Origin of the sequence: Pseudomonas sp. MYb2, assembly GCF_002979955.1 — a bacterium.
In the GTDB taxonomy this organism is placed as follows: domain Bacteria; phylum Pseudomonadota; class Gammaproteobacteria; order Pseudomonadales; family Pseudomonadaceae; genus Aquipseudomonas.
The window spans coordinates 376,919-397,149 of the sequence record NZ_PCQC01000001.1; the positions used below are offsets into that span (position 1 = coordinate 376,919).

Below are 20,231 nucleotides of genomic sequence, written 5' to 3' on the forward strand. Positions count from 1 at the left end.
GATCAACCACCGACATCATTCTGTAAAAACCCTTCGCTATACAGGACGGCCCGCTTATAACAAAAAGGCCGTCGACCCATGCCGTTCCCGCCCCAGCGTCTGTCCCTCGCCATTGCCCTGTTGGTCACCGCCACGGCAGCCCACGGCAAAACCGTGCAAATCGACACCGCCACCACGGCAGCGCAAGCACTGGGTGGCAGCGACACGCTAACGATTTCGGCGCCGGGCAGTATCACCAACAGCGGCAAGGCCGTGAGCCTGAAAGACAAGACCAGCGATGCGGGTGTGGTGATCGATAACGCCGGCAAAATCGTTTCCACCGGCGGCCGGGCCATCGACAGCAGCGGCGACCTGACCCAGCCGCGCAACTACACGATTTACAACCGCAGTGGCGGTCAGATTCTCGGCGCCAACGATGCTTTGCGCATCGACAGCAATTTTGTCAGCGGCAGTCTGTTGATCGACAACAGCGGTGTGATTCGCTCCACCACCGGCCAGGGACTGGACCTCGATGCGCTGCGCAGTGACGGCGTGAAGACCACCATTATCAACCGCGTCGGCGGGCTGATTCGCGGCGACGCCAGCGACGGCATGAAGACCGGCGCGAATGCGACGATCAGCAACTATGGCGAGATTTCGACCGGCGATTCGCACAATGCCGACGAGAAATTCGACGGCATCGATATCGATTCCGCGAGCGGCGTCAGTGTGACCAACTACGGGGTGATTTCCGGTGGCCGTCACGGCATCACCACCGACCTCGGCGCGACCCTGGTCAACTATGGGCAGATCACCGGGCGCAACGGCTCCGGTTTCGGCTCCGATGGCGACGGCACGGTGATCAACCACGGCACCATCACCGGGGCTTACTCAGGTTTGCAGGCGAACGGTGACGGCGACGGCGTGGACATCGACAAGATCGCCCACATCGAAAACTACGGCACCATTCAAGGCGTCGGTGCAGGCGGTGTCGACAAGGGCGGTTTCGCCAATGGCAGTGAAGGGATTGCGCTCGGCGGTGGTTACATCCTCAACGCCAGCGGCGCGCTGATCAGCGGCGCCGACAGCGCCATTCTGGTCGATGATGGCAGCGGCGGCTCGGGGCTCGCGGCGACCACACTGGAGAACTTCGGCACCATTCAAGGCCTCAACGGCTTCGGCGTGAAATTCGTCGGTGAGTTCGTCGACAGCGTGATCAACGGCGGCACCATCAGCGGCAGCAACGGCTTGGCGCTGGACCTGGGTGGCGGCAACGACAATCTGACCTTGCGCAATGGCAGCCGCTTCATCGGCGTGGTCGATGGCGGCAGCGGTTACGACCGAGTGGTGATGGACGATGTGGCCGGCGGCAGCTTCGGCGCCAGTCGCAACTTCGAATGGCTGGAGGTCAAGCAAGGTGCGTGGACACTCACAGGCAGCGGCGATTTCAGCGACGGCGGCGCGGTGCGCAACGGCGCGACACTGATCAACCAGGGCGGCATCGCCGGCAGCCTGACCGTGGACGCGGGCGGCGTATATGCCGGTGGCGGTTCGGTGGGCAGCCTTAACGTCAACGGCACCTTGCGCACCGATACCGGCCTTGGCCGCGCGACCATCATTCACGACTTGAACATGGGCAGCGCGTCCACCCTCGCCTACGGCGTCAATGCCGATGGCAGCAGCGCGCCGCTGCAGGTCGGCGGCATCGCCAATCTGAACGGTGCGACCCTCGCGGTAAATCCCGGCGCCGGTACTTATCCGTGGCAGGGCCAATACACCGTGTTGCAGGCCGCGCAGGTCAACGGCACGTTCGGCCGGGTGACCAGCGACTATGCGTTTCTCACGCCGACCCTCGCCTACACGCCGACCCAGGTTGATCTGACATACACCCGCAACGACGTCGCCTTCAATCAATTCGCGGTCACCGGCAACGGCAGCAACGCCGCCAACAGCCTCGCCTCCATGGGTAAAAACAATGCGCTGTACAACGCGTTGCTCAACACCACTCAAAGCAGCGCCGGCGCGGCCATCGAGCAACTGGCCGGCGCCAGCAACGCCAGCCTGACCAGCGCCACCCTCGGCGCCAGTAGCCAGGTCGGCAGCAGCATGCTCTCGGCCATGCAACAAATGGGCGGCAGTCCGGGTTTGCTGGTCGGTCTCGATCAACGCGAGACGCCCGTGTTGGCAGCCAATGGCGTGCCCTCGGAAGCGCGCAACCTGAACGACCCGAATGCGCGCGGTCGCCTCTGGCTGCAAGGCATCGGCGGCTACGGCAAGCTCGATGGCGAACACGGCAGCAGCGGTCTCGAACAACGCACCAAGGGCAGTGTGCTCGGTGCTGACTGGGCACTGGATTCGGCATGGCGTCTGGGCGTGCTCGGCGGCTATTCGAAAACCGAGCTCGACGCGACCGGCGTCGATGGCAACGTCGAGAGCTGGCATGCCGGTGTTTACGCACTGCATCAGAACGGCCCGATTTCCCTGCGTCTGGGCGCGGCGTACAGCGGCCATCAAGGTGAAAGCAAACGGACCATCGCCTTCAATGGTTTCAGCGACCGACCGAAAGGCGATTACGACGCCGACAGCCAGCAAGCCTTCGCCGAACTGGGTTACGCCATGGGCAGCGGCCGCTTCAGCGCCGAGCCCTTCGCCAGCCTCGGCTACCAGCGCTACCACCGCAACAGCTACCAGGAAAAGGGAGGCGCCGCCGCCCTGCAGGTCGACAGTCAGACGCAAGACAACTTCAGCAGCACCTTCGGCCTGCGACTGGCGCGCCTGAGCAGCCTCGACAATGGTATGAGCGTGACGCCGCGCATGGCCGCCGGATGGAAACACACCTATGGCGATGTCAGCAGTTCGACGCGACAGGCGTTTGTGGTCGGTGGCACGGCGTTCAGTGTCGATGGCAGCTCGCTGGATCGGGACAGTCTGGTGCTGGAGGCTGGACTGGATGTGGGCATTTCCGCGCGGCATACGCTGGGGGTCGGGTACAGCGGCGAGATTGGCAGCGACAGCCGTAACCACGGCTTGATTGGTAAATGGCAGATGAGTTTCTGATGATGAATAGTCGGCGCTGTCTTGGTTGGTTGTAAGAAAAGTCACCGAGCAAACCATGTAAAAACATCCCTTGCGTTTCTGGTGGGAGATTTCTACAAAACCATCCGAAGCTGCCCGCGGAGCTGCGGGAAGTAGCTGACATCGTTTTTTTTGCCAGGCTCCTAGAGTCGAGTCTTCTGTCTAAAGAGGCTCGACTCGATGTTCGCTCAACATACATTCCGCCCTCACCATCTTGCATGGGCAATTGCACTAACCATGGCATGGACCGAAATTTCCATCGCACAACAGCAAGATACTCAGGTCGTCGAAAGCATTATTGAAGACTCACCCAAAAAGCCTCGCAAGAGAACGCCAAAACCTGCCACCGATACATCGGCAGCTCCCACAGTGGTGGAGGCGATCGATCAGAAAACGACACCGGCCAGCCCTCCACCACCCGGCACGCCAACGCCAACGCCGGACCGTGTATCGCTTACAGAAGCGCAGATGAGCCAAACGGGTCAGGCGCTCCTCAACAGCATCGAGCAAAAACATTCACCATTGTCAGAACCTCAACCAGGTCAGAATCCTCAGGCACCTGCCCAACTGGAAAAACCCACTCTTCCTGCCACGCCCTCAAACGCCGCGATCACTGCCCTGCTCGACGCCAACCACGCAACGTCCGGTGTGGCCCTCGAACAACTCGCCGCCGGCAGCAATGCCAACCTCGCCAAAGCCACATTGAGCAGCGTCACCCCGGTGAGCGCGAGCATGCTGTCGGCCATGCGCCAATTGGATAACCGCAGCGGCGCCGCTTACAACTACGGCAACTCACCACGCCAGGCCAGCAAAGGTGCGCAAAGCGGGCGGGTGTGGATTCAGGCGCTCGGGCATGGCGGCAGTGTCGACCGCGAGTTCGACAGCACCTTGAAACACGCCACCCAAGGTTTGGTGATGGGCGCCGACTGGCGTCTGAACGAGCAATGGCACTTCGGCTTGCTTGGCGGAAAATCCCAGACCCGCCTCGACGCCCGTCAATACGACGGCGACCTCGACAGCTGGCACCTCGGGGCCTACGCCGTACGTCAGGACGGGCCGCTGGCACTGCGCTTCGGCGCCACCTATGGCAGCCACGACGGCAGCAGCAAACGCCGGGTCGCATTCAACGGCTTCAGTGACCGCCTCAAGGGCAGCTACGACGCGAATACCCAACAAGCCTTTGCCGAAATCGGTTTCAACCTCGGTCGCCAGAACCTGACCTTCGAACCCTTCGCCAGTCTTGGGTATCAACGCTATCAACGCGACAGCTACACGGAAAAAGGTGGCGATGCGGCACTGAAAGTATTCGGGCAAACCCGGGACAACCTCAGCACCACGCTGGGCTTTCGCGCAGCGAAAACCGGCCAGTTGAATAACGGCATGAGCCTGACCCCAAGATTCAGTGCGGGCTGGAAACACCTGTACGGCGAGCTCGAGGGTGACACGAGTCAGCAACTGGTCAAAGGTGGCAAGCGCTTCGCGGTGACGGGGGCGGAACTGGATCGCAACAGTCTGGCCGTGGACGCAGGATTGGATCTTGGCCTATCGTCCAACCACACCCTCGGCGTGGGCGTGACCGGTGACTTCGGCACCGAGAGCCGCTCTCACGGCGTGATGGGCCAATGGCGCATGGCGTTCTAACAGACACAACGCTCACTGTAGGAGCTGTCGAAGACTGCGATCTTTTGATGTTGTTTTGGATTAATAAAAACCTAGATCAAGAGATCACAGCCTGCGGCAGCTCCCATAGGGCAAAAATCCAGGCAAAAAAAAGGGGAGCACATGCCCCCCCGAGGTTTAAAGCGTTGGATCGCGGCCGTTATCTCAGCCTTCGATCTCGATCAGAATTTCGCCCGGATTGACTCGATCGCCCTTGGCCACATGAATCGCGGTGACCTTGCCGGCAATCGCCGCCTGGACTTCGGTTTCCATCTTCATCGCTTCGGTGATCAGCACAGCCTGGCCGGCCTTGACGGTGTCGCCCTCCTTGACCAGCACATCGACGATGTTGCCCGGCATGGTGGTGCTGACGTGGCCCGGTGCCGAAGCTTGCTTGCGCTTGCTGCTGCCACCGCCGACGAATTCGTTGAGCGGTTCGAACACCACTTCTTCCGGCATGCCGTCGATGGACAGGTAGAAGTGACGCTTGCCTTCGGCCTTGACGCCGACACCGGTGATGTCGACGCGGTAGGTTTCACCGTGCACGTCGATGACGAACTCGGTCGGCACGCCTTCGCCACCCGCCGACGCAACGCTGCCAGCCTCCGGGATCGGCAGCAGCACTTCCGGCGTGAGGGTGCCGGCGGCACGCTCTTCGAGGAACTTGCGGCCGATGTCCGGGAACATGGCGAAGGTCAGCACGTCTTCTTCCGACTTGGCCAATGCGCCGATATCGGCACGCAGCTTGGTCATTTCCGGCTTGAGCAGGTCGGCCGGACGCACATCGATGACTTCTTCGCTGCCGATCGCCTGACGACGCAGTTTCTCGTTGACCACGCCCGGCGCCTTGCCGTAACCGCCCTGCAGGTACAGCTTCACTTCGTTGGTGATGGTCTTGTAACGCTCGCCGGCCAAGACGTTGAAGAACGCCTGGGTGCCGACGATCTGCGAAGTCGGGGTCACCAGCGGCGGGAAGCCGAGGTCCTCACGCACGCGCGGGATTTCCGCCAGCACTTCGGCCATGCGGTTCAGGGCGCCCTGCTCTTTCAACTGGTTGGCAAGGTTGGAAATCATCCCGCCCGGCACCTGGTTGACTTGCACACGGGTATCGACGGCGGTGAATTCGCTTTCAAACTGGTGGTACTTCTTGCGCACGGCGTAGAAGTACAGGCCGATCTCTTGCAGCAGTTCGAGGTTCAGACCGGTGTCGTACTCGGTGCCCTTGAGCGCCGCGACCATCGATTCGGTGCCTGGGTGACTGGTGCCCGAGGCGAAACTGGAGATCGCGGTGTCGATGTGATCAGCGCCGTTTTCGATAGCCTTGAGCTGGCACATGGTCGCCAGACCAGCCGTATCGTGGGAGTGGATGAACACCGGCAGCGATTGCTCGGCTTTCAACGCGCGAACCAGTTCACCGGTAGCGTAAGGGGTCAGCAGACCGGCCATGTCCTTGATCGCCACCGAGTCGCACCCCATGGCTTCCATCTGCTTGGCTTGCGCCACGAACGCATCGATGGTGTGCACCGGGCTGGTGGTGTAGGCGATGGTGCCTTGGGCATGTTTGCCAGCCGCTTTCACCGCTTCGATGGCCACGCGCAGGTTACGCACGTCGTTCATCGCGTCGAAGATACGGAACACGTCGATGCCATTCACCGCAGCCTTGGCGACGAAGGCTTTGACCACGTCGTCGCTGTAGTGGCGGTAGCCGAGCAGGTTCTGCCCGCGCAGGAGCATTTGCAGGCGGGTGTTAGGCAGCGCCGCGCGCAGTTGGCGCAGACGCTCCCACGGGTCTTCTTTCAGAAAGCGTACACAGGCGTCGAAGGTCGCGCCGCCCCAGCATTCCAGCGACCAGTAGCCGACTTTGTCGAGCTTGTCGCAGATCGGCAGCATGTCTTCGGTGCGCATGCGGGTGGCGAGCAGCGATTGGTGAGCGTCGCGCAGGATGGTATCGGTTACGAAGATCTTCTTGGACATTGTTGTATTCCTCACAGGCCTGCGTGGGCGGCGATGGCGGCGGCGATGGCCAGGGCCAGCTCTTCGGGTTTGCGCTTGATCGAGTAGTTGGTCAGTTCAGGGTGGCTTTCAACGAAGCTGGTATTGAACTGGCCGCTACGGAATTCCGGGTTGCGCAGGATTTCCTGGTAGTACGCGGCGGTGGTCTTCACGCCTTGCAGACGCATGTCGTCCAGCGCGCGCAGGCCACGGTCCATCGCCTCTTCCCAGGTCAGCGCCCAGACCACCAGTTTCAGGCACATCGAGTCGTAGAACGGCGGAATGGTGTAGCCGGTGTAGATTGCCGTGTCGGTGCGCACGCCCGGGCCACCGGGGGCGTAATAACGGGTGATCTTGCCGAAGCTCGGCAGAAAGTTGTTCTTCGGGTCTTCGGCGTTGATGCGGAACTGCAACGCGAAACCCCGGTGCTGAATGTCTTCCTGCTTCACCGACAGCGGCAGGCCGGAGGCGATGCGGATCTGCTCGCGGACGATGTCGATCCCGGTGATTTCTTCGGTGATGGTGTGTTCCACCTGCACCCGGGTGTTCATCTCCATGAAGTACACCTCGCCCTCGGCGAGCAGGAACTCCACGGTACCGGCGTTCTCGTAACCCACCGCCTTGGCCGCACGCACCGACAGGTCGCCGATGTAGGCACGCTGTTCTGGAGTCAGTTGCGGGCTCGGGGCGATTTCGATGAGCTTCTGGTTGCGACGCTGGATCGAGCAGTCGCGCTCGAACAGGTGCACGACGTTGCCGAAGCTGTCGCCGAGAATCTGCGCTTCGATGTGCTTGGGGTTAACGATGCATTTTTCCAGGAACACTTCGGCAGAACCGAAGGCCTTGGTCGCTTCGGAAATCACCCGAGGGAAATTCTGTTCGAGCTCTTCGCGACTGTTGCAGCGACGGATGCCGCGCCCGCCACCACCGGAGGTGGCTTTGAGCATGACCGGGTAACCAATGCGGTCGCCCTCGGCCAAGGCTTCTTCGATGTCGGCGACATTGCCTTCGGTGCCCGGCGTGACCGGCACACCGGCCTTGATCATGCTGCGGCGCGCTTCGGTCTTGTCGCCCATGCGGCGAATGACTTCTGCCGACGGGCCGATGAATTTGATTCCGCGTTCAGCGCAGATGTCTGCCAGTTCGGCGTTCTCCGAGAGGAAACCGTAACCCGGGTGCAGTGCATCACAGCCGGTTTCAACCGCCAGGTTCACCAGCTTGCGCGGGTTCAGGTAACCGGCCAGTGGCTCGGCACCGATGCTGTGGGCCTCGTCCGCACGCTTCACATGCAAGGCATGGCGGTCGGCGTCGGAAAAAATCGCAACCGAGCGAATGCCCATTTCGGCGCAGGCTCGCACGATTCGTACGGCAATCTCACCACGGTTGGCGATCAGGATCTTTGTTATCACTTGGAGGTTCCCTTGAGCCGGTGGCACCACGACCTGCTAGACCCAGGTCGACGCGTGACCAAATGTTTCAATTTAGTCGCAGGTCCACACTAGCGCTCATGAGGGATTAACAAAAATGAATAAAAATTGGGTCATGCATAAGTAAAGACTTATAGTTGAAACATTCGCCAGCCGTCAGAGCCGATAAAAAATGCGTAAGTCCTTGATGCGTATGACATTGCGTCAATTGCAGATCTTCAATGAAGTGTGTGATTTACGCTCTTACAGCCGCGCAGCCGAGGAAATGTCCCTCACGCAACCTGCCGTGAGCCTGCAGATTCGTCAGCTGGAAGAGCTGATCGGCCAGCCATTATTCGATTATGTCGGCAAAAAACTCTACATGACCGAAGCCGCTGAAGCACTTCAGCGCGCCAGCCGGGACATTTTCGGGCGCCTGGAAAACCTCGATATGCAGCTCTCGGACATGCAGGGATCGCTGCAAGGTCAGCTGAAACTGGCGGTGGAGTCCAGCGCCAAATATTTCGTCCCGCACCTGTTCGCCGCGTTCAAACGCCAGCATCCGGAAGTGAATCTGCAACTGACCGTGGTCAACCGTGGCCAAGTGATCCGCCGACTTTCCGATAACCGCGATGACTTGGTAATCATGTCGATGGTGCCCCAGGACATGGGCCTGGAATTTCTGCCGTTTCTCAACAATCCGATTGTTGCCGTGGCGCGCCCGGATCACCCGTTGGCGCACATGGGCCCGCTGCGCTTGCAGGACCTTGAGCCTTACACGCTGCTGATCCGCGAACCCGGCTCGGGCACACGCCTGGCCTGCGAAGAGTATTTCAAAGAGAAGCGCGTGCACTTCACTCAGACTCAGGAAGTCGCTTCGGCCGAAGCACAGCGCGAATGCGTGCAGGCGGGTCTGGGCCTGGCGCTGTTGACGCGCCACGCCCTGAACCTGGAGCTGGCGACCGGCGGACTCGTCGAGTTGCCGGTCGAGGAACTGCCGCTGCTGCGTAGCTGGTGCCTGGTGCAAGCGAAAGCCAAACGCTTGTCACCGGTGGCGCACGCCTTCCTGGCGTTCATCCGCAGCGAACGCGTGCAGATCAGCGCGCTGGTTGAGCGCTTCGACGGGAAGCTGCGGGTGCTGCCTGCCAGTGAGTGATGTCGGGAAAGTCGCCGATTTCAGCTTGAAGCTGGCGCAGCTCGAAGCGATCTTCGATAGCGCGGCGAAATTCCATGCGGCGCTGGTCTTCCTGCTGACGACGGGTTTTCGCGGCGCTGTTGCGTTCTTCGTAAGGCTGAGCCATTTCGAGTCTCCCAAGGCGATTACGGGAGTTTCACGATAGGCGGGAGGGATGACGGTTTGATGAAAGCTGCCGTCAAAAAAGCAAAAGATCGCAGCCTCCGGCAGCTCCTACATTGATCCGTGTAGGAGCTGCCGAAGGCTGCGATCTTTTGATCTTAATCATCCAGGGCTTTGGCGGCTTTTGGCGACAAGCGCAGGCTGCGCAGACTGCGCTTGACGCTCTTGAGGTGATTGACCAGGCTCGGCCCGCGCGCCATGGCCACGCCCATCGCCAGCACATCGATCACCACCAGGTGGGCGATACGCGAAGTCAGCGGCGTATAGATTTCGGTGTCTTCATGCACATCGATCGCCAGATTGACGGTCGACAATTCGGCCAACGGCGTCTGGCTCGGGCACAGGGTGATCAGCGACGCACCGCTCTCACGAACAAGGTTGGCGGTGATCAGCAAATCCTTGGAACGCCCGGACTGCGAAATACAAATCGCCACATCGGTCGGCTTCAGGGTTACCGCCGACATCGCCTGCATGTGCGGATCGGAATACGCCGCTGCGGTCAGCAGCAATCGGAAAAACTTGTGCTGCGCGTCCGCCGCTACTGCGCCGGAAGCACCAAAGCCGTAGAACTCGACCCGCTGCGCCTGCGACATCAGCGTCACCGCGCGCTGCAACTCAATCGGATCGAGCTTCTCGCGAACTTCCATCAGCGTGTGCAACGTGGTGTCGAAAATCTTCAGGCTGTAGTCGGCGACCGAGTCGTCTTCGTGGATCGCGAACTGGCCGAAGCTGGCACCGGCGGCCAGGCTTTGCGCCAGTTTGAGTTTCAGATCCTGGAAGCCGGAGCAACCGATGGCGCGACAGAAGCGCACAATGGTCGGCTCACTGATGCCGACGCTGTGGGCCAGATCGGCCATGGAACTGTGCATCACCGCCGCAGGGTCAAGCAGCACGTGGTCGGCGACCTTGAGCTCCGACTTGCGTAACAGGTGACGTGACTGGGCAATGTGTTGCAGCAGATTCAAGGGGCTGGACTCTTCTTATGGGCAAGGATGTAGCACGCTTGTAGTTATACTACATGAATTGGCTTTTTGCCTGCTCAATGCGTAACTCCATGTCCCCATATCAGGCGCGATGAGCTGCATGTAGCCCTTAAAACGGTTTTTCCTGCTCGCGCAAAAGCCCGGCCAGCGCGGCAGCCTCCACCGGACGGCTGATCAGATAGCCTTGTACTTCATCGCAACGCTCGACGCGTAAAAACTCCAGCTGATCCTGGCGCTCGACACCTTCCGCCACCACCTTCAGCGACAAGCCATGGGCCATGGCGATGATCGCCCGGGTAATCGCCGCATCCTCGCTGCCCTCGCCCAATCCACGAATGAACGCCTGATCGATCTTCACGTAATCCACCGGAATGCGCTTGAGGTAACTCAGCGACGAATAGCCGGTGCCGAAGTCGTCGATGGCCAGTTTCACCCCCAGATCACGCAACTGCTGGAAAGTGGCGATGATGTGTTCAACGCTGTCGAGCAACTGGCTTTCGGTCAGTTCCAGCTCAAGGTAGTGCGGCGCCAGCCCGGTTTCCTCCAACACCTGGCGCACCAGACTGACCAGTTTGCCCTGACGCAGCTGATGCACCGACAGATTCACCGAAACGCGGATCGGCGCAAGCCCCTGACGTTGCCATTCGCACGCCTGCCAACACGCCTGGCGCAGGACAAACTCGCCGATCGGCCCGATCAGTCCGGTTTCCTCGGCCAGCCCGATGAAATCTCCCGGTGGTACTCGGCCCATGGTCGGATGATCCCAACGCACCAGCGCTTCGGCGGCATTCAGCCGTCCCGATTCCAGACACAGTTTGGGCTGATAGAACACCTTCAGCTGCTTTTCCTCGATGGCTTTGCGCAACTGATTTTCCAGCTGCAAGCGCTCAAGGGTGCTGGCCTGCAAGCTGTCGGTGTAAAACTGGAAGTTGTTACCGCCCAAGTGTTTGGCGTGTTGCATGGCCATGTTCGACTGGCTGACCAGCGCGGAAATTTCTCGGGCATTGTCCGGCAGCATGCTGATGCCCATTGAGGCGCTGACCACCAACTCATGCCCTTCGACCGTCAGTGGCAGGCGCAACTTGCTCGACAACCGCGTGGCGACCCGGGCCAGACTCGACAGGTTGCCGTAGGCATCGAACAGCACCGCAAACTCATCACCGGACAATCGGGCAATGGTGTCGGCTTCCGGTAAAGCGTTGACCAGCCGTCGCGCCATTTTCTGCAGCAACTGGTCGGCAATCTCATGGCCGAGGCTGTCGTTGAGCAGTTTGAAGCGATCCAGATTGATGTGCAGCAGCGCCAGACTGCGACGGCCCTGACGCGAACGCTGATGCGCTTCATGCAAGCGTTCGCGGAACAGTGAGCGGTTGGCCAGACCGGTGAGTTCGTCGTAATGGGTCAGATAGCGCATGCGCTCTTCGGATTCGCGTCGTGCCGACAGATCGGCGAAGAAGCCAACGATATGACTGACATTTCCCCGACCGTCACGCACCGCGTTCAACTGCAGCAATTGCGGATACAGTTCGCCGTTCTTGCGCGTTTCCACCAACTCGCCCTGCCAACTGCCGTGCTGCTCCAAGGCATGACGGATTGCCACGTAATGGCGGCGGGCATCGCGACTGCACGGCAATTCGACGACGTTGCGCCCGAGCATGTCTTCGATGTCATAACCGGTGACACGACTGAAGGCCTGGTTGATCGCGATCAGCGCATAGTTCGGATCGAGGATCACGATGCCTTCGCTGGCCGCCTCGAACACCGTCGCCGCCAGGCGCTGCTGTTCTTCCAGGCTTTTGTTGGCGCTGATGTCGCGCCGGGTACCAACCATGCGGATCACTCGACCGCTGTCGCTGCGCTCAACCGCACGGCCACGGTCTTCGATCCACACCCAATGGCCATCGCTGTGACGCACACGGTATTCGATCTGATAGTCCTCGGTACGCCCTTTCAAATGTTCTATCAGCGCGTATTTCAGCGTCGGGACATCGTCGGGATGCAGACGTGGCTTGAGGTCGCGCAACAGCGCCGTGACGTATTCCGGAGCGAGGCCGAACAGTTCCTGAATCTGCGTGTGGTGGACTTCGTCGGTTTGCAGGTTCCAGTCCCACAGCCCCAACTCACTGGCCTTCAACGCCAGCGCCAGCCGCGCTTCGCTTTTACTCAGGGCCTGATTGGCTGCGTCCAGTTCACGGCTGCGCTGGGCGACGCGGTCTTCGAGCTCTACCTGAGCTTCACGCAGCTTGCCCTCGGCACAGCGTCGATGTTCGATTTCCCTGGCGAGTTCCTGGTTGAGTTGCTCGCTGCGTGACTGGGTCTGCTGCAAGTGTTCGATCAGGTGCTGGTTCTGGAAACGTCGCAGTAAACCGCGATCGATCAGCCGATTGACCTGCCATGCGACCACGCTCAGCGAGCCGAGCAGGATCAAGCCGAGCCAGCCCCAACCGCGTGCCTGTTCGTCGCCACCCCAGAACAGGTAGCCGATCGCCGGCAACAGACAGGGCAAGGTAAAGGAGAGAAACGCTGGCAGGCTCACCGCGTAGGCAACGCTGGCCGACAGGGTTGCGGCGCCAATCAGGCCGAACACCCAAGCCTGTTGGATGAAGTTGTCGGCCGGCACCAAGGCGATGCCGGCACCGGCCAGGGTCAGGCCGGTCATGGTCGAACCCAGCAGAAACATCCGCCGCCAGATCGGTTGTGCCTGCCGGTCAGGGATTGCCGAGTCGAATGCCGCCACCTGAATCACCCGCAACGCCACCAGCGACAGCAACCACACCAGCCAGACGCTGACCACGAAGTAGCGCTGCGGGCTCCAGAGCAAAGCGGCGCAGACCAGACCATTGATCAACATGAACAGAGTGGGCAACAACGAGCCTTGATACAGCAGGCGCGTGCGCTCGACCGCGATTTCGACGGCATAGTGCTTGCGGATAACCCGGGGTTCCACAGAGGGGCCCGACAGTTCGGCGCTGAGGGTCATGGGCAACGTTCTTGTTCTTATAAGGAGGGCGTGCGCCCGAAACGTGGACGGAGCATACACAAGCCGATCCCGTTGCCAAACTGCTCCTGATCATAATTTCAGCGAAACTTTTCCGCCCTTTACCACCTGCGAAACCCTTGGAGCGCGGCGGGCCGATGCCTGTAGGCAGTGACCGACCGGTCGTCATCGACAGGAGTTTCATCGGCTAATGCAAAGCTCGGTTTGCCCGGGCCTGCGGCGCACCCTAGAATGCCCCGATGCGCGATGATCTCTCCCTTCTGCTGAACTCCCTCAACGATGCCCAACGCCAGGCCGTAGCGGCCCCCGTTGGCCGTCAGTTGGTCCTGGCCGGTGCTGGCTCCGGTAAAACCCGAGTGCTGGTGCACCGTATCGCCTGGTTGATCCAGGTCGAAAACGCCTCGCCCCACTCCATCCTGTCGGTGACCTTCACCAACAAGGCCGCTGCCGAGATGCGTCACCGCATCGAGCAGTTGCTGGGCATCAACCCGGCTGGCATGTGGGTCGGCACCTTCCACGGCCTCGCGCACCGCTTGCTGCGGGCGCACTGGCAGGAAGCGGGCCTGAGCCAGACTTTCCAGATTCTCGACAGCGACGATCAGCAACGGCTGGTCAAGCGGGTGATCCGCGAACTGGGCCTGGACGAGCAACGCTGGCCAGCCCGTCAGGCACAGTGGTTCATCAACGGCCAGAAAGACGAAGGCCTGCGTCCACAACACATTCAGGCCAGCGGTGATTTGTACCTGGCGACCATGCGCGGCATTTACGAAGCCTACGAGGCAGCGTGTCTGCGTGCCGGCGTGATCGATTTCTCCGAACTGCTGCTGCGCGCCCTCGACTTGTGGCGCGACCATCCGGGCCTGTTGGCGCACTACCAGAAGCGCTTCCGCCATATTCTGGTGGACGAGTTCCAGGACACCAACGCCGTGCAGTACGCCTGGTTGCGCCTGCTCGGCAAGGGCGGCGACAGTCTGATGGTGGTCGGCGACGACGACCAGTCGATTTACGGCTGGCGTGGTGCGAAGATCGAAAACATTCATCAGTATTCTTCCGACTTCGCCGATTCGGTGACCATTCGTCTGGAGCAGAATTACCGCTCCACCGCTGGCATCCTCAAGGCTGCCAACGCCCTGATTGCCAACAACACCGGCCGCCTCGGTAAAGAGCTGTGGACCGACGGCGGCGACGGCGAAGCAATCAATCTGTACGCCGCGTTCAACGAACACGACGAAGCACGCTACGTTGTCGAAACCATCGAAAGCGCGCTGAAAACCGGCTTGGCGCGCAGCGATATCGCGATTCTGTACCGTTCCAACGCCCAATCACGCGTTCTGGAAGAAGCGTTGCTGCGTGAGCGTATTCCGTATCGAATCTATGGTGGTCAGCGCTTCTTCGAGCGTGCGGAAATCAAGAACGCCATGGCCTACCTGCGTTTGCTCGAAGGTCGCGGCAACGATGCAGCGCTGGAACGGGTGATCAACGTGCCGGCCCGTGGCATCGGCGAGAAAACTGTCGAAGCGATCCGCGATCACGCCCGCCACAGCGATGTGTCGATGTGGGAAGCGATGCGCCAACTGGTCGCCAACAAAGGCCTGACCGGTCGCGCGGCCGGTGCGTTGGGTGCGTTTATCGAACTGATCGAAAACCTCGCCGCCAAGTGCATGGAAATGCCGCTGCATTTGATGACGCAAACCGTCATTGAGCAGTCGGGCCTCATTGCCTACCACGAAGCGGAAAAAGGCGAGAAAGGCCAGGCCCGGGTGGAAAACCTTGAGGAACTGGTCAGCGCCGCGCGCAACTTCGAGAACACCGAAGAAGACGAAGAGCTGACGCCACTGGCGGCGTTCCTCGGCCACGCTTCGCTGGAGGCTGGTGACACTCAGGCCGACGAGCACGAAGACAGCATTCAGCTGATGACCCTGCACAGCGCCAAAGGCCTGGAATTCCCTTACGTGTTCCTTGTGGGCATGGAAGAAGGCCTGTTCCCGCACAAGATGAGCCTGGAAGAACCGGGGCGTCTTGAGGAAGAACGCCGTCTGGCTTACGTCGGCATCACCCGGGCGATGCAGAATCTGGTGATGACCTATGCGGAAACCCGTCGCCTTTATGGCAGCGAAACCTACAACAAGGTCTCGCGTTTCGTACGCGAGGTACCGAAAGGCCTGATTCAGGAAGTGCGTTTGTCGAACAGCGTCAGCCGTCCGTTCGGCGGTAACCAGTCGATGAGCGGCAGCAACCTGTTCAGCGGCAGCGAAATTCCGGAAACGGGTTTCAGTCTTGGTCAGGCGGTACGCCATTCGATCTTTGGTGATGGCGTGATTCTCAACTTCGAAGGTGCCGGTGCGCAGGCGCGGGTGCAGGTGAACTTCAGCGAAGGCAGCAAGTGGCTGATGCTCGGCTACGCCAAGCTGGAAGCGATCTAAAGCCGATTTCGCTTTTTTGTAGGAGTGAGCCTGCTCGCGATATCGGTTGGTCATTCAATAGATTGGTTGAATGACACTCCGTCATCGCGAGCAGGCTCACTCCTACAGGGTTCGTGGCTCTGCGCTACGAATCTCTCTGAACCAATCCCCTTTTCCTACAGACAAAAGTACATAGGCTGATTGCCTCGCGAAGCTGAACGCAACCTGTCAGGCAAAAGCCCGAAACACTCTCTCGCTAGCCAGTAACACTTCAGCTGTGCAACATGGCGCGCGTGTCTCCACAAACGGGAATTCCCTTTATGAAACGTTTTCTTAGCATCGCCATGGCGTTGTGCATCGGCCTGACGATGAGCCTCGACGCCAACGCCAAGCGCTTTGGTGGTGGCAAAAGCGCCGGCGCTGCGCCGACGCACCAGACCAGCCAGATGGCTCCTTCTTCTCCAGGCGTGGGCGGCGCCGCTGCAACCGCGGGTGCTGCCGGTGCCGCAGGCGCTGCAGCCAAGGCCGGCGGTGCTTCGAAATGGCTCGGCCCTCTGGCCGGTATCGCTGCGGGTGGCCTGCTCGCATCCATGTTCATGGGCGGCGGCTTCCAGGGCATGCAGATCTTCGACATCCTGATCATGGCTGTGATCGCGTTCGTGATCTTCCGCTTCATCGCCGCACGTCGACGCAAGCAGCAGGAGCAATTCGCTCCGGCCGGCGCGCCGATGCAGCGTGAAGTGTTCGAGCAGAAGCCTGCTGCCATGGGTTCGATCTTCGGCGGTTCGGCTGCGCCTGCTGCCGCTCGTCCGGTGATCAACGCGCCGGCCTGGTTCAACGAGCAGAGCTTCCTAGAAGCTGCGCGTAGCCACTTCCAGTCGCTGCAGCAGCACTGGGACGCCAACGAGATGGACAAGATCGCCGAGTTCGTGACCCCGCAAATGCTCGAGTTCCTCAAGCGTGAGCGTGCGGATCTGGGCGACGCGTTCCAGTCGACCTACATCGACAACCTCCAGGTGCAACTGGATGGCGTGGATGACCGTGCCGACAAGACCATCGCCACCCTGACCTTCAACGGTGTGTCGAAGTCTTCGCGCTTCGACCAGGGCGAAGTGTTCAGCGAAAGCTGGAACATGGAACGTCCGCAGGGCGAGAACCAGCCTTGGCTGGTCGCCGGTATCCGCCAGAACGGCTGATCCCCTCGCACGCTTTACTTGCTGTCATAAAAAACCCCAGCTTCGGCTGGGGTTTTCTATTTCGCGGTTGCATCTATAGCGAGCTACTGTATAAACCGGCCCATATAAACCGCGCCATTCAAGCAAGAGGATCCCGGACGTGGAAGAAATCATCGAACAACTGCGTGAAGCCAACGAACCCGTGCCGGTTCCTTTGGAACTGCCTGACGAAGACCAATTGGTGGAAGTCGAAGAAGAACTCTTCATCAACATTCCCTTCGTCTTCAAAGAGTTTTTGCTGACCGTCAGCGACGTGGTGTACGGCAGCCTGGAGCCGGTGACCGTCACAGACCCGCAATCGCACACCTATCTGCCGGACGTTGCGGCCAATGCGTGGGACATCGGCGTACCGCGTGACCTGATCCCGATCTGCCAGGACGGTGAAAACTACTACTGCGTCGAAGAAGACGGCACCGTGGTGCTGTGGTCCGGCGAAGAAGAGCTGATCACCGAAGAATCCTGGGAATCGGTATGGCACTGGGCGCGGGACGTCTGGCTGGAAAGCTGATCGGCCAAACGCCCCGGCGGGTCAATGCCCCGACGACTCCTTGTGGTTGTCGAGGGTTTCCAGCAGCGCCACCTGCATCCGCGTGTGCACGCGGATAAACCAGCGCCAGAGCAGCGCCGCCACGGCGGCCGCCACCACGGCGATCAGCATCAGCAACTTGTTGGTCGGCAAGATACTGGCCGACAGGGCTGCCAACAGCAGGAAAATCACCAGCAGCGAGAGAATCGGGATCACCTCGGAGATCACCCGGCGCACTCGCTGCGTGTGCCGCCCCGCCATCTCCGGCTTTACGCCCATCTCTGCCAGAAGCATCGACAGCGCCTTGAGCTTGCGATATGCCGCTATCAAAAACGGCAACGACAGCAGCAACGCTCCACCCCAGATCAACGCCTTCTGCCAGCTCGGATCGCTGATCCAGTCCTGCAGCCACAGTGAAATGCGCTCGGCGAAATACGCCCCGGCGAAGAAGATCGCAATCACCAGCGCCAGATTCACCCCGACCTGCAGCAGGATCTTGCGGATAATCGACGCCAGCATCGCGCCCTCACCTTGCGGCTGAATGCTGCGCAGCCATTCGCCGTACATGCCGAGGACTCGACCGAGAGGCTTGGGCACTGCCGCCGACAGCTTGATCGACAGCGGATCCGCCGCACGGATCAGGTACGGCGTCAGCAGCGTGGTGATCACCGAAACGGCCACAGCCACCGGATAGAGGAAGTTGCTGGTGACCTGCAAGGTCATGCCCAGCGCGGCGATGATGAAGGAAAATTCGCCAATCTGTGACAGCCCCATCCCCACGCGCAGTGAGGTGCGTCCGTCGTTGCCGGCGATAAACGCCCCAAGGCCGCAGGACAACATCTTGCCGAGTACCACGGCGACGGTGATCACCGCAATAGGCCACGCGTATTCGAGAAGGATCAACGGGTCGAGCATCAGGCCGATGGCAACGAAGAAGATCGCGCTGAACAAGTCGCGAACCGGCTCGATCAGACGTTCGATCTTCAGCAGTTGCCGCGACTCGGCCATGATTGCACCGATCAGGAACGCGCCGAGCACCATGCTGTATTCAAGCTTGACCACCAGCAGGCAAAAGCCGAAACACAGGCCCAGCACAGTGATCAGCAACATCTCGTTGCTTTCGAATTTGGCCACGTAAGCCAGCAGACGCGGCACCAGCAGGATGCCGATGACCAACGCAACGATCATGAACAGCGACAGCTTGCCGACCGTGGAGAACACCTCGCCGGAGCTGACCGTACCGCTGACGGCGATGCTTGAGAGCAGCGCGATGATGCCGATGCCGAGGATGTCTTCGACGATCAGCACGCCGAAAATCAGCTGCGCAAAACGCTCGTTCTTCATCTTCAGGTCATTGAGTGCCTTGACGATGATGGTGGTCGAGGAAATCGCCAGAATCGCGCCGAGGAACAGCGAGTCCATGGTGTTCCAGTCGAACCAACGGCCTATTTCGTAGCCGATCCAGATCATCAGGACGATCTCGAGGAACGCCGCGATAAACGCCGTCGCGCCGACCTTGAACAGCTTGCGCAGGCTGAACTCCAGCCCCAGACAGAACATCAGGAAAATCACCCCCAGCTCGGCGAGGGTCTTGATGGTTTCTTCGTCGTGGATCAGGCCGAACGGCGGCGTGTGCGGACCGATAATGAAACCGGCGACGATATAGCCAAGCACCACCGGCTGTTTGAAACGGTGGAACAACACGGTCACCACACCCGCGACCAACATGATCACTGCCAGATCCTGAATAAAACTGATGGCATGCATGGCGTGGGCTCCTTGAATGACGAGGCTCGCAGTCAGACGTCAGAAAAGTCTGAGCGAGCGAAGTAAAAATCCGCTTTTCGTGTGGGAATTGCCCTTGAGAGGGGCTTTTGCAGGTTAACACCGCGACTTCCGCCTGGAAGGCGGTGCAATATATGGAAACAGATCGATTCCGGCGTGACGGCGGCCAGTCGCCCGGCGTCCCGATAACGGTGCTTTCGAAAAGCGACCAGGCACCCGTAGAGGTGCTTCCAGAAATCAGCCTTGATCCGTGAGAACGTTATGGAACCCGGAAACGCCCAGCTGTCGATGACGGTACTGATGACCCCCGACATGGCCAACTTCTCTGGCAATGTCCACGGCGGCACCCTGCTCAAATACCTCGACGAAGTGGCCTACGCCTGTGCGAGCCGTTACGCCGGCCGCTATGTGGTGACCCTGTCGGTGGATCAGGTGATTTTCCGCGAGCCGATTCATGTCGGCGAACTGGTGACCTTCCTCGCTTCGGTCAACTACACCGGCAACACGTCGATGGAAGTCGGCATCAAAGTGGTGACCGAGAACATCCGTGAGCGCTCGGTGCGCCACACCAACAGCTGCTTCTTCACCATGGTCGCGGTGGATGACCAGCGCAAGCCGGCCCCCGTACCGCCGCTGCAACCGCAGAACAGCGAAGACAAGCGTCGTTATATGCAGGCGCAGCAGCGTCGGCAGATTCGTCAGGAGCTGGAGAAGCGGTATCAGGAGATCAAGGGCGACGCCTGAGATTTGTAGCGTTAAGAAATCGCTATCGCGAGCAGGCTCACTCCTACATTGGAATGCGTTTCCCTGTAGGAGTGAGCCTGCTCGCGATTG

At 60.3% G+C, this 20,231-nt stretch carries 13 protein-coding genes; 7 read left to right on the forward strand and 6 right to left on the reverse strand.

Annotated elements, in window-relative coordinates; genetic code table 11:
- The first annotated feature begins 78 nt into the window (after positions 1-78).
- Both CQ009_RS01790 and CQ009_RS01795 read left to right on the forward strand, forming a co-directional pair.
- The gene (locus tag CQ009_RS01790; protein WP_105704707.1) at positions 79-3,036 is read left to right on the forward strand and encodes an autotransporter domain-containing protein; all 2,958 of its coding nucleotides are present in this window, start codon (positions 79-81) and stop codon (positions 3,034-3,036) included.
- Positions 3,037-3,522: 486 nt separating this feature from the next.
- A complete protein-coding gene (locus CQ009_RS01795; protein WP_371920121.1) occupies positions 3,523-4,695 on the forward strand; it encodes an autotransporter domain-containing protein in 1,173 nt (390 codons plus the stop codon).
- 183 nt (positions 4,696-4,878) lie between these two features.
- Here the strand turns inward: CQ009_RS01795 and oadA are convergent, their stop codons facing one another.
- Together oadA and CQ009_RS01805 are read right to left on the reverse strand one after the other, a co-directional pair.
- Positions 4,879-6,687 (reverse strand): sodium-extruding oxaloacetate decarboxylase subunit alpha, encoded by a 1,809-nt coding sequence (oadA, locus tag CQ009_RS01800; RefSeq protein WP_105704709.1) that lies wholly within the window; start codon positions 6,685-6,687, stop codon positions 4,879-4,881.
- An 11-nt stretch (positions 6,688-6,698) separates the two neighbouring features.
- Positions 6,699-8,114 (reverse strand): acetyl-CoA carboxylase biotin carboxylase subunit, encoded by a 1,416-nt coding sequence (locus CQ009_RS01805; RefSeq protein ID WP_025112637.1) that lies wholly within the window; start codon positions 8,112-8,114, stop codon positions 6,699-6,701.
- Positions 8,115-8,304: 190 nt separating this feature from the next.
- Here CQ009_RS01805 and CQ009_RS01810 point away from each other — a divergent pair, with 190 nt between their 5' ends.
- Positions 8,305-9,267 carry a LysR family transcriptional regulator gene (locus tag CQ009_RS01810; protein ID WP_016984010.1) on the forward strand — a complete coding sequence of 321 codons (963 nt, stop codon included), beginning with the start codon at positions 8,305-8,307 and terminating at the stop codon, positions 9,265-9,267.
- Here CQ009_RS01810 and CQ009_RS01815 read toward each other — a convergent pair.
- The 3 genes from CQ009_RS01815 to CQ009_RS01825 form a co-directional block, all read right to left on the reverse strand.
- On the reverse strand, positions 9,209-9,412 hold the full coding sequence (locus CQ009_RS01815) for a PA3496 family putative envelope integrity protein (protein WP_077575111.1): 204 nt from the start codon (positions 9,410-9,412) through the stop codon (positions 9,209-9,211). The two genes, CQ009_RS01810 and CQ009_RS01815, sit on opposite strands and share 59 nt — an antisense overlap.
- Positions 9,413-9,566: 154 nt before the next feature.
- Positions 9,567-10,433 carry a transcriptional regulator HexR gene (hexR, locus tag CQ009_RS01820; protein WP_008078846.1) on the reverse strand — a complete coding sequence of 289 codons (867 nt, stop codon included), beginning with the start codon at positions 10,431-10,433 and terminating at the stop codon, positions 9,567-9,569.
- Positions 10,434-10,560: 127 nt separating this feature from the next.
- A complete protein-coding gene (locus tag CQ009_RS01825) occupies positions 10,561-13,431 on the reverse strand; it encodes a bifunctional diguanylate cyclase/phosphodiesterase (protein ID WP_064389630.1) in 2,871 nt (956 codons plus the stop codon).
- A 257-nt stretch (positions 13,432-13,688) separates the two neighbouring features.
- On the opposite strand from CQ009_RS01825, the gene uvrD reads away from it, so the two are divergent.
- The 3 genes from uvrD (at position 13,689) to CQ009_RS01840 (ending at position 17,594) form a co-directional block, all read left to right on the forward strand.
- Positions 13,689-15,872, forward strand: a complete 2,184-nt coding sequence (gene uvrD, locus CQ009_RS01830; protein WP_064389631.1) for a DNA helicase II — start codon at positions 13,689-13,691, stop codon at positions 15,870-15,872.
- Between the two features lie 299 nt (positions 15,873-16,171).
- On the forward strand, positions 16,172-17,047 hold the full coding sequence (locus CQ009_RS01835) for a Tim44 domain-containing protein (RefSeq protein WP_064389632.1): 876 nt from the start codon (positions 16,172-16,174) through the stop codon (positions 17,045-17,047).
- Between the two features lie 139 nt (positions 17,048-17,186).
- On the forward strand, positions 17,187-17,594 hold the full coding sequence (locus tag CQ009_RS01840; protein ID WP_008078852.1) for an SMI1/KNR4 family protein: 408 nt from the start codon (positions 17,187-17,189) through the stop codon (positions 17,592-17,594).
- Between the two features lie 21 nt (positions 17,595-17,615).
- Here the strand turns inward: CQ009_RS01840 and CQ009_RS01845 are convergent, their stop codons facing one another.
- Positions 17,616-19,379 carry a cation:proton antiporter gene (locus CQ009_RS01845; RefSeq protein WP_105704710.1) on the reverse strand — a complete coding sequence of 588 codons (1,764 nt, stop codon included), beginning with the start codon at positions 19,377-19,379 and terminating at the stop codon, positions 17,616-17,618.
- A gap of 279 nt (positions 19,380-19,658) precedes the next feature.
- On the opposite strand from CQ009_RS01845, the gene CQ009_RS01850 reads away from it, so the two are divergent.
- Entirely contained in the window at positions 19,659-20,141 is a 483-nt protein-coding gene (locus CQ009_RS01850) for an acyl-CoA thioesterase (RefSeq protein WP_041073853.1), read from the forward strand.
- Positions 20,142-20,231: the final 90 nt, after the last annotated feature.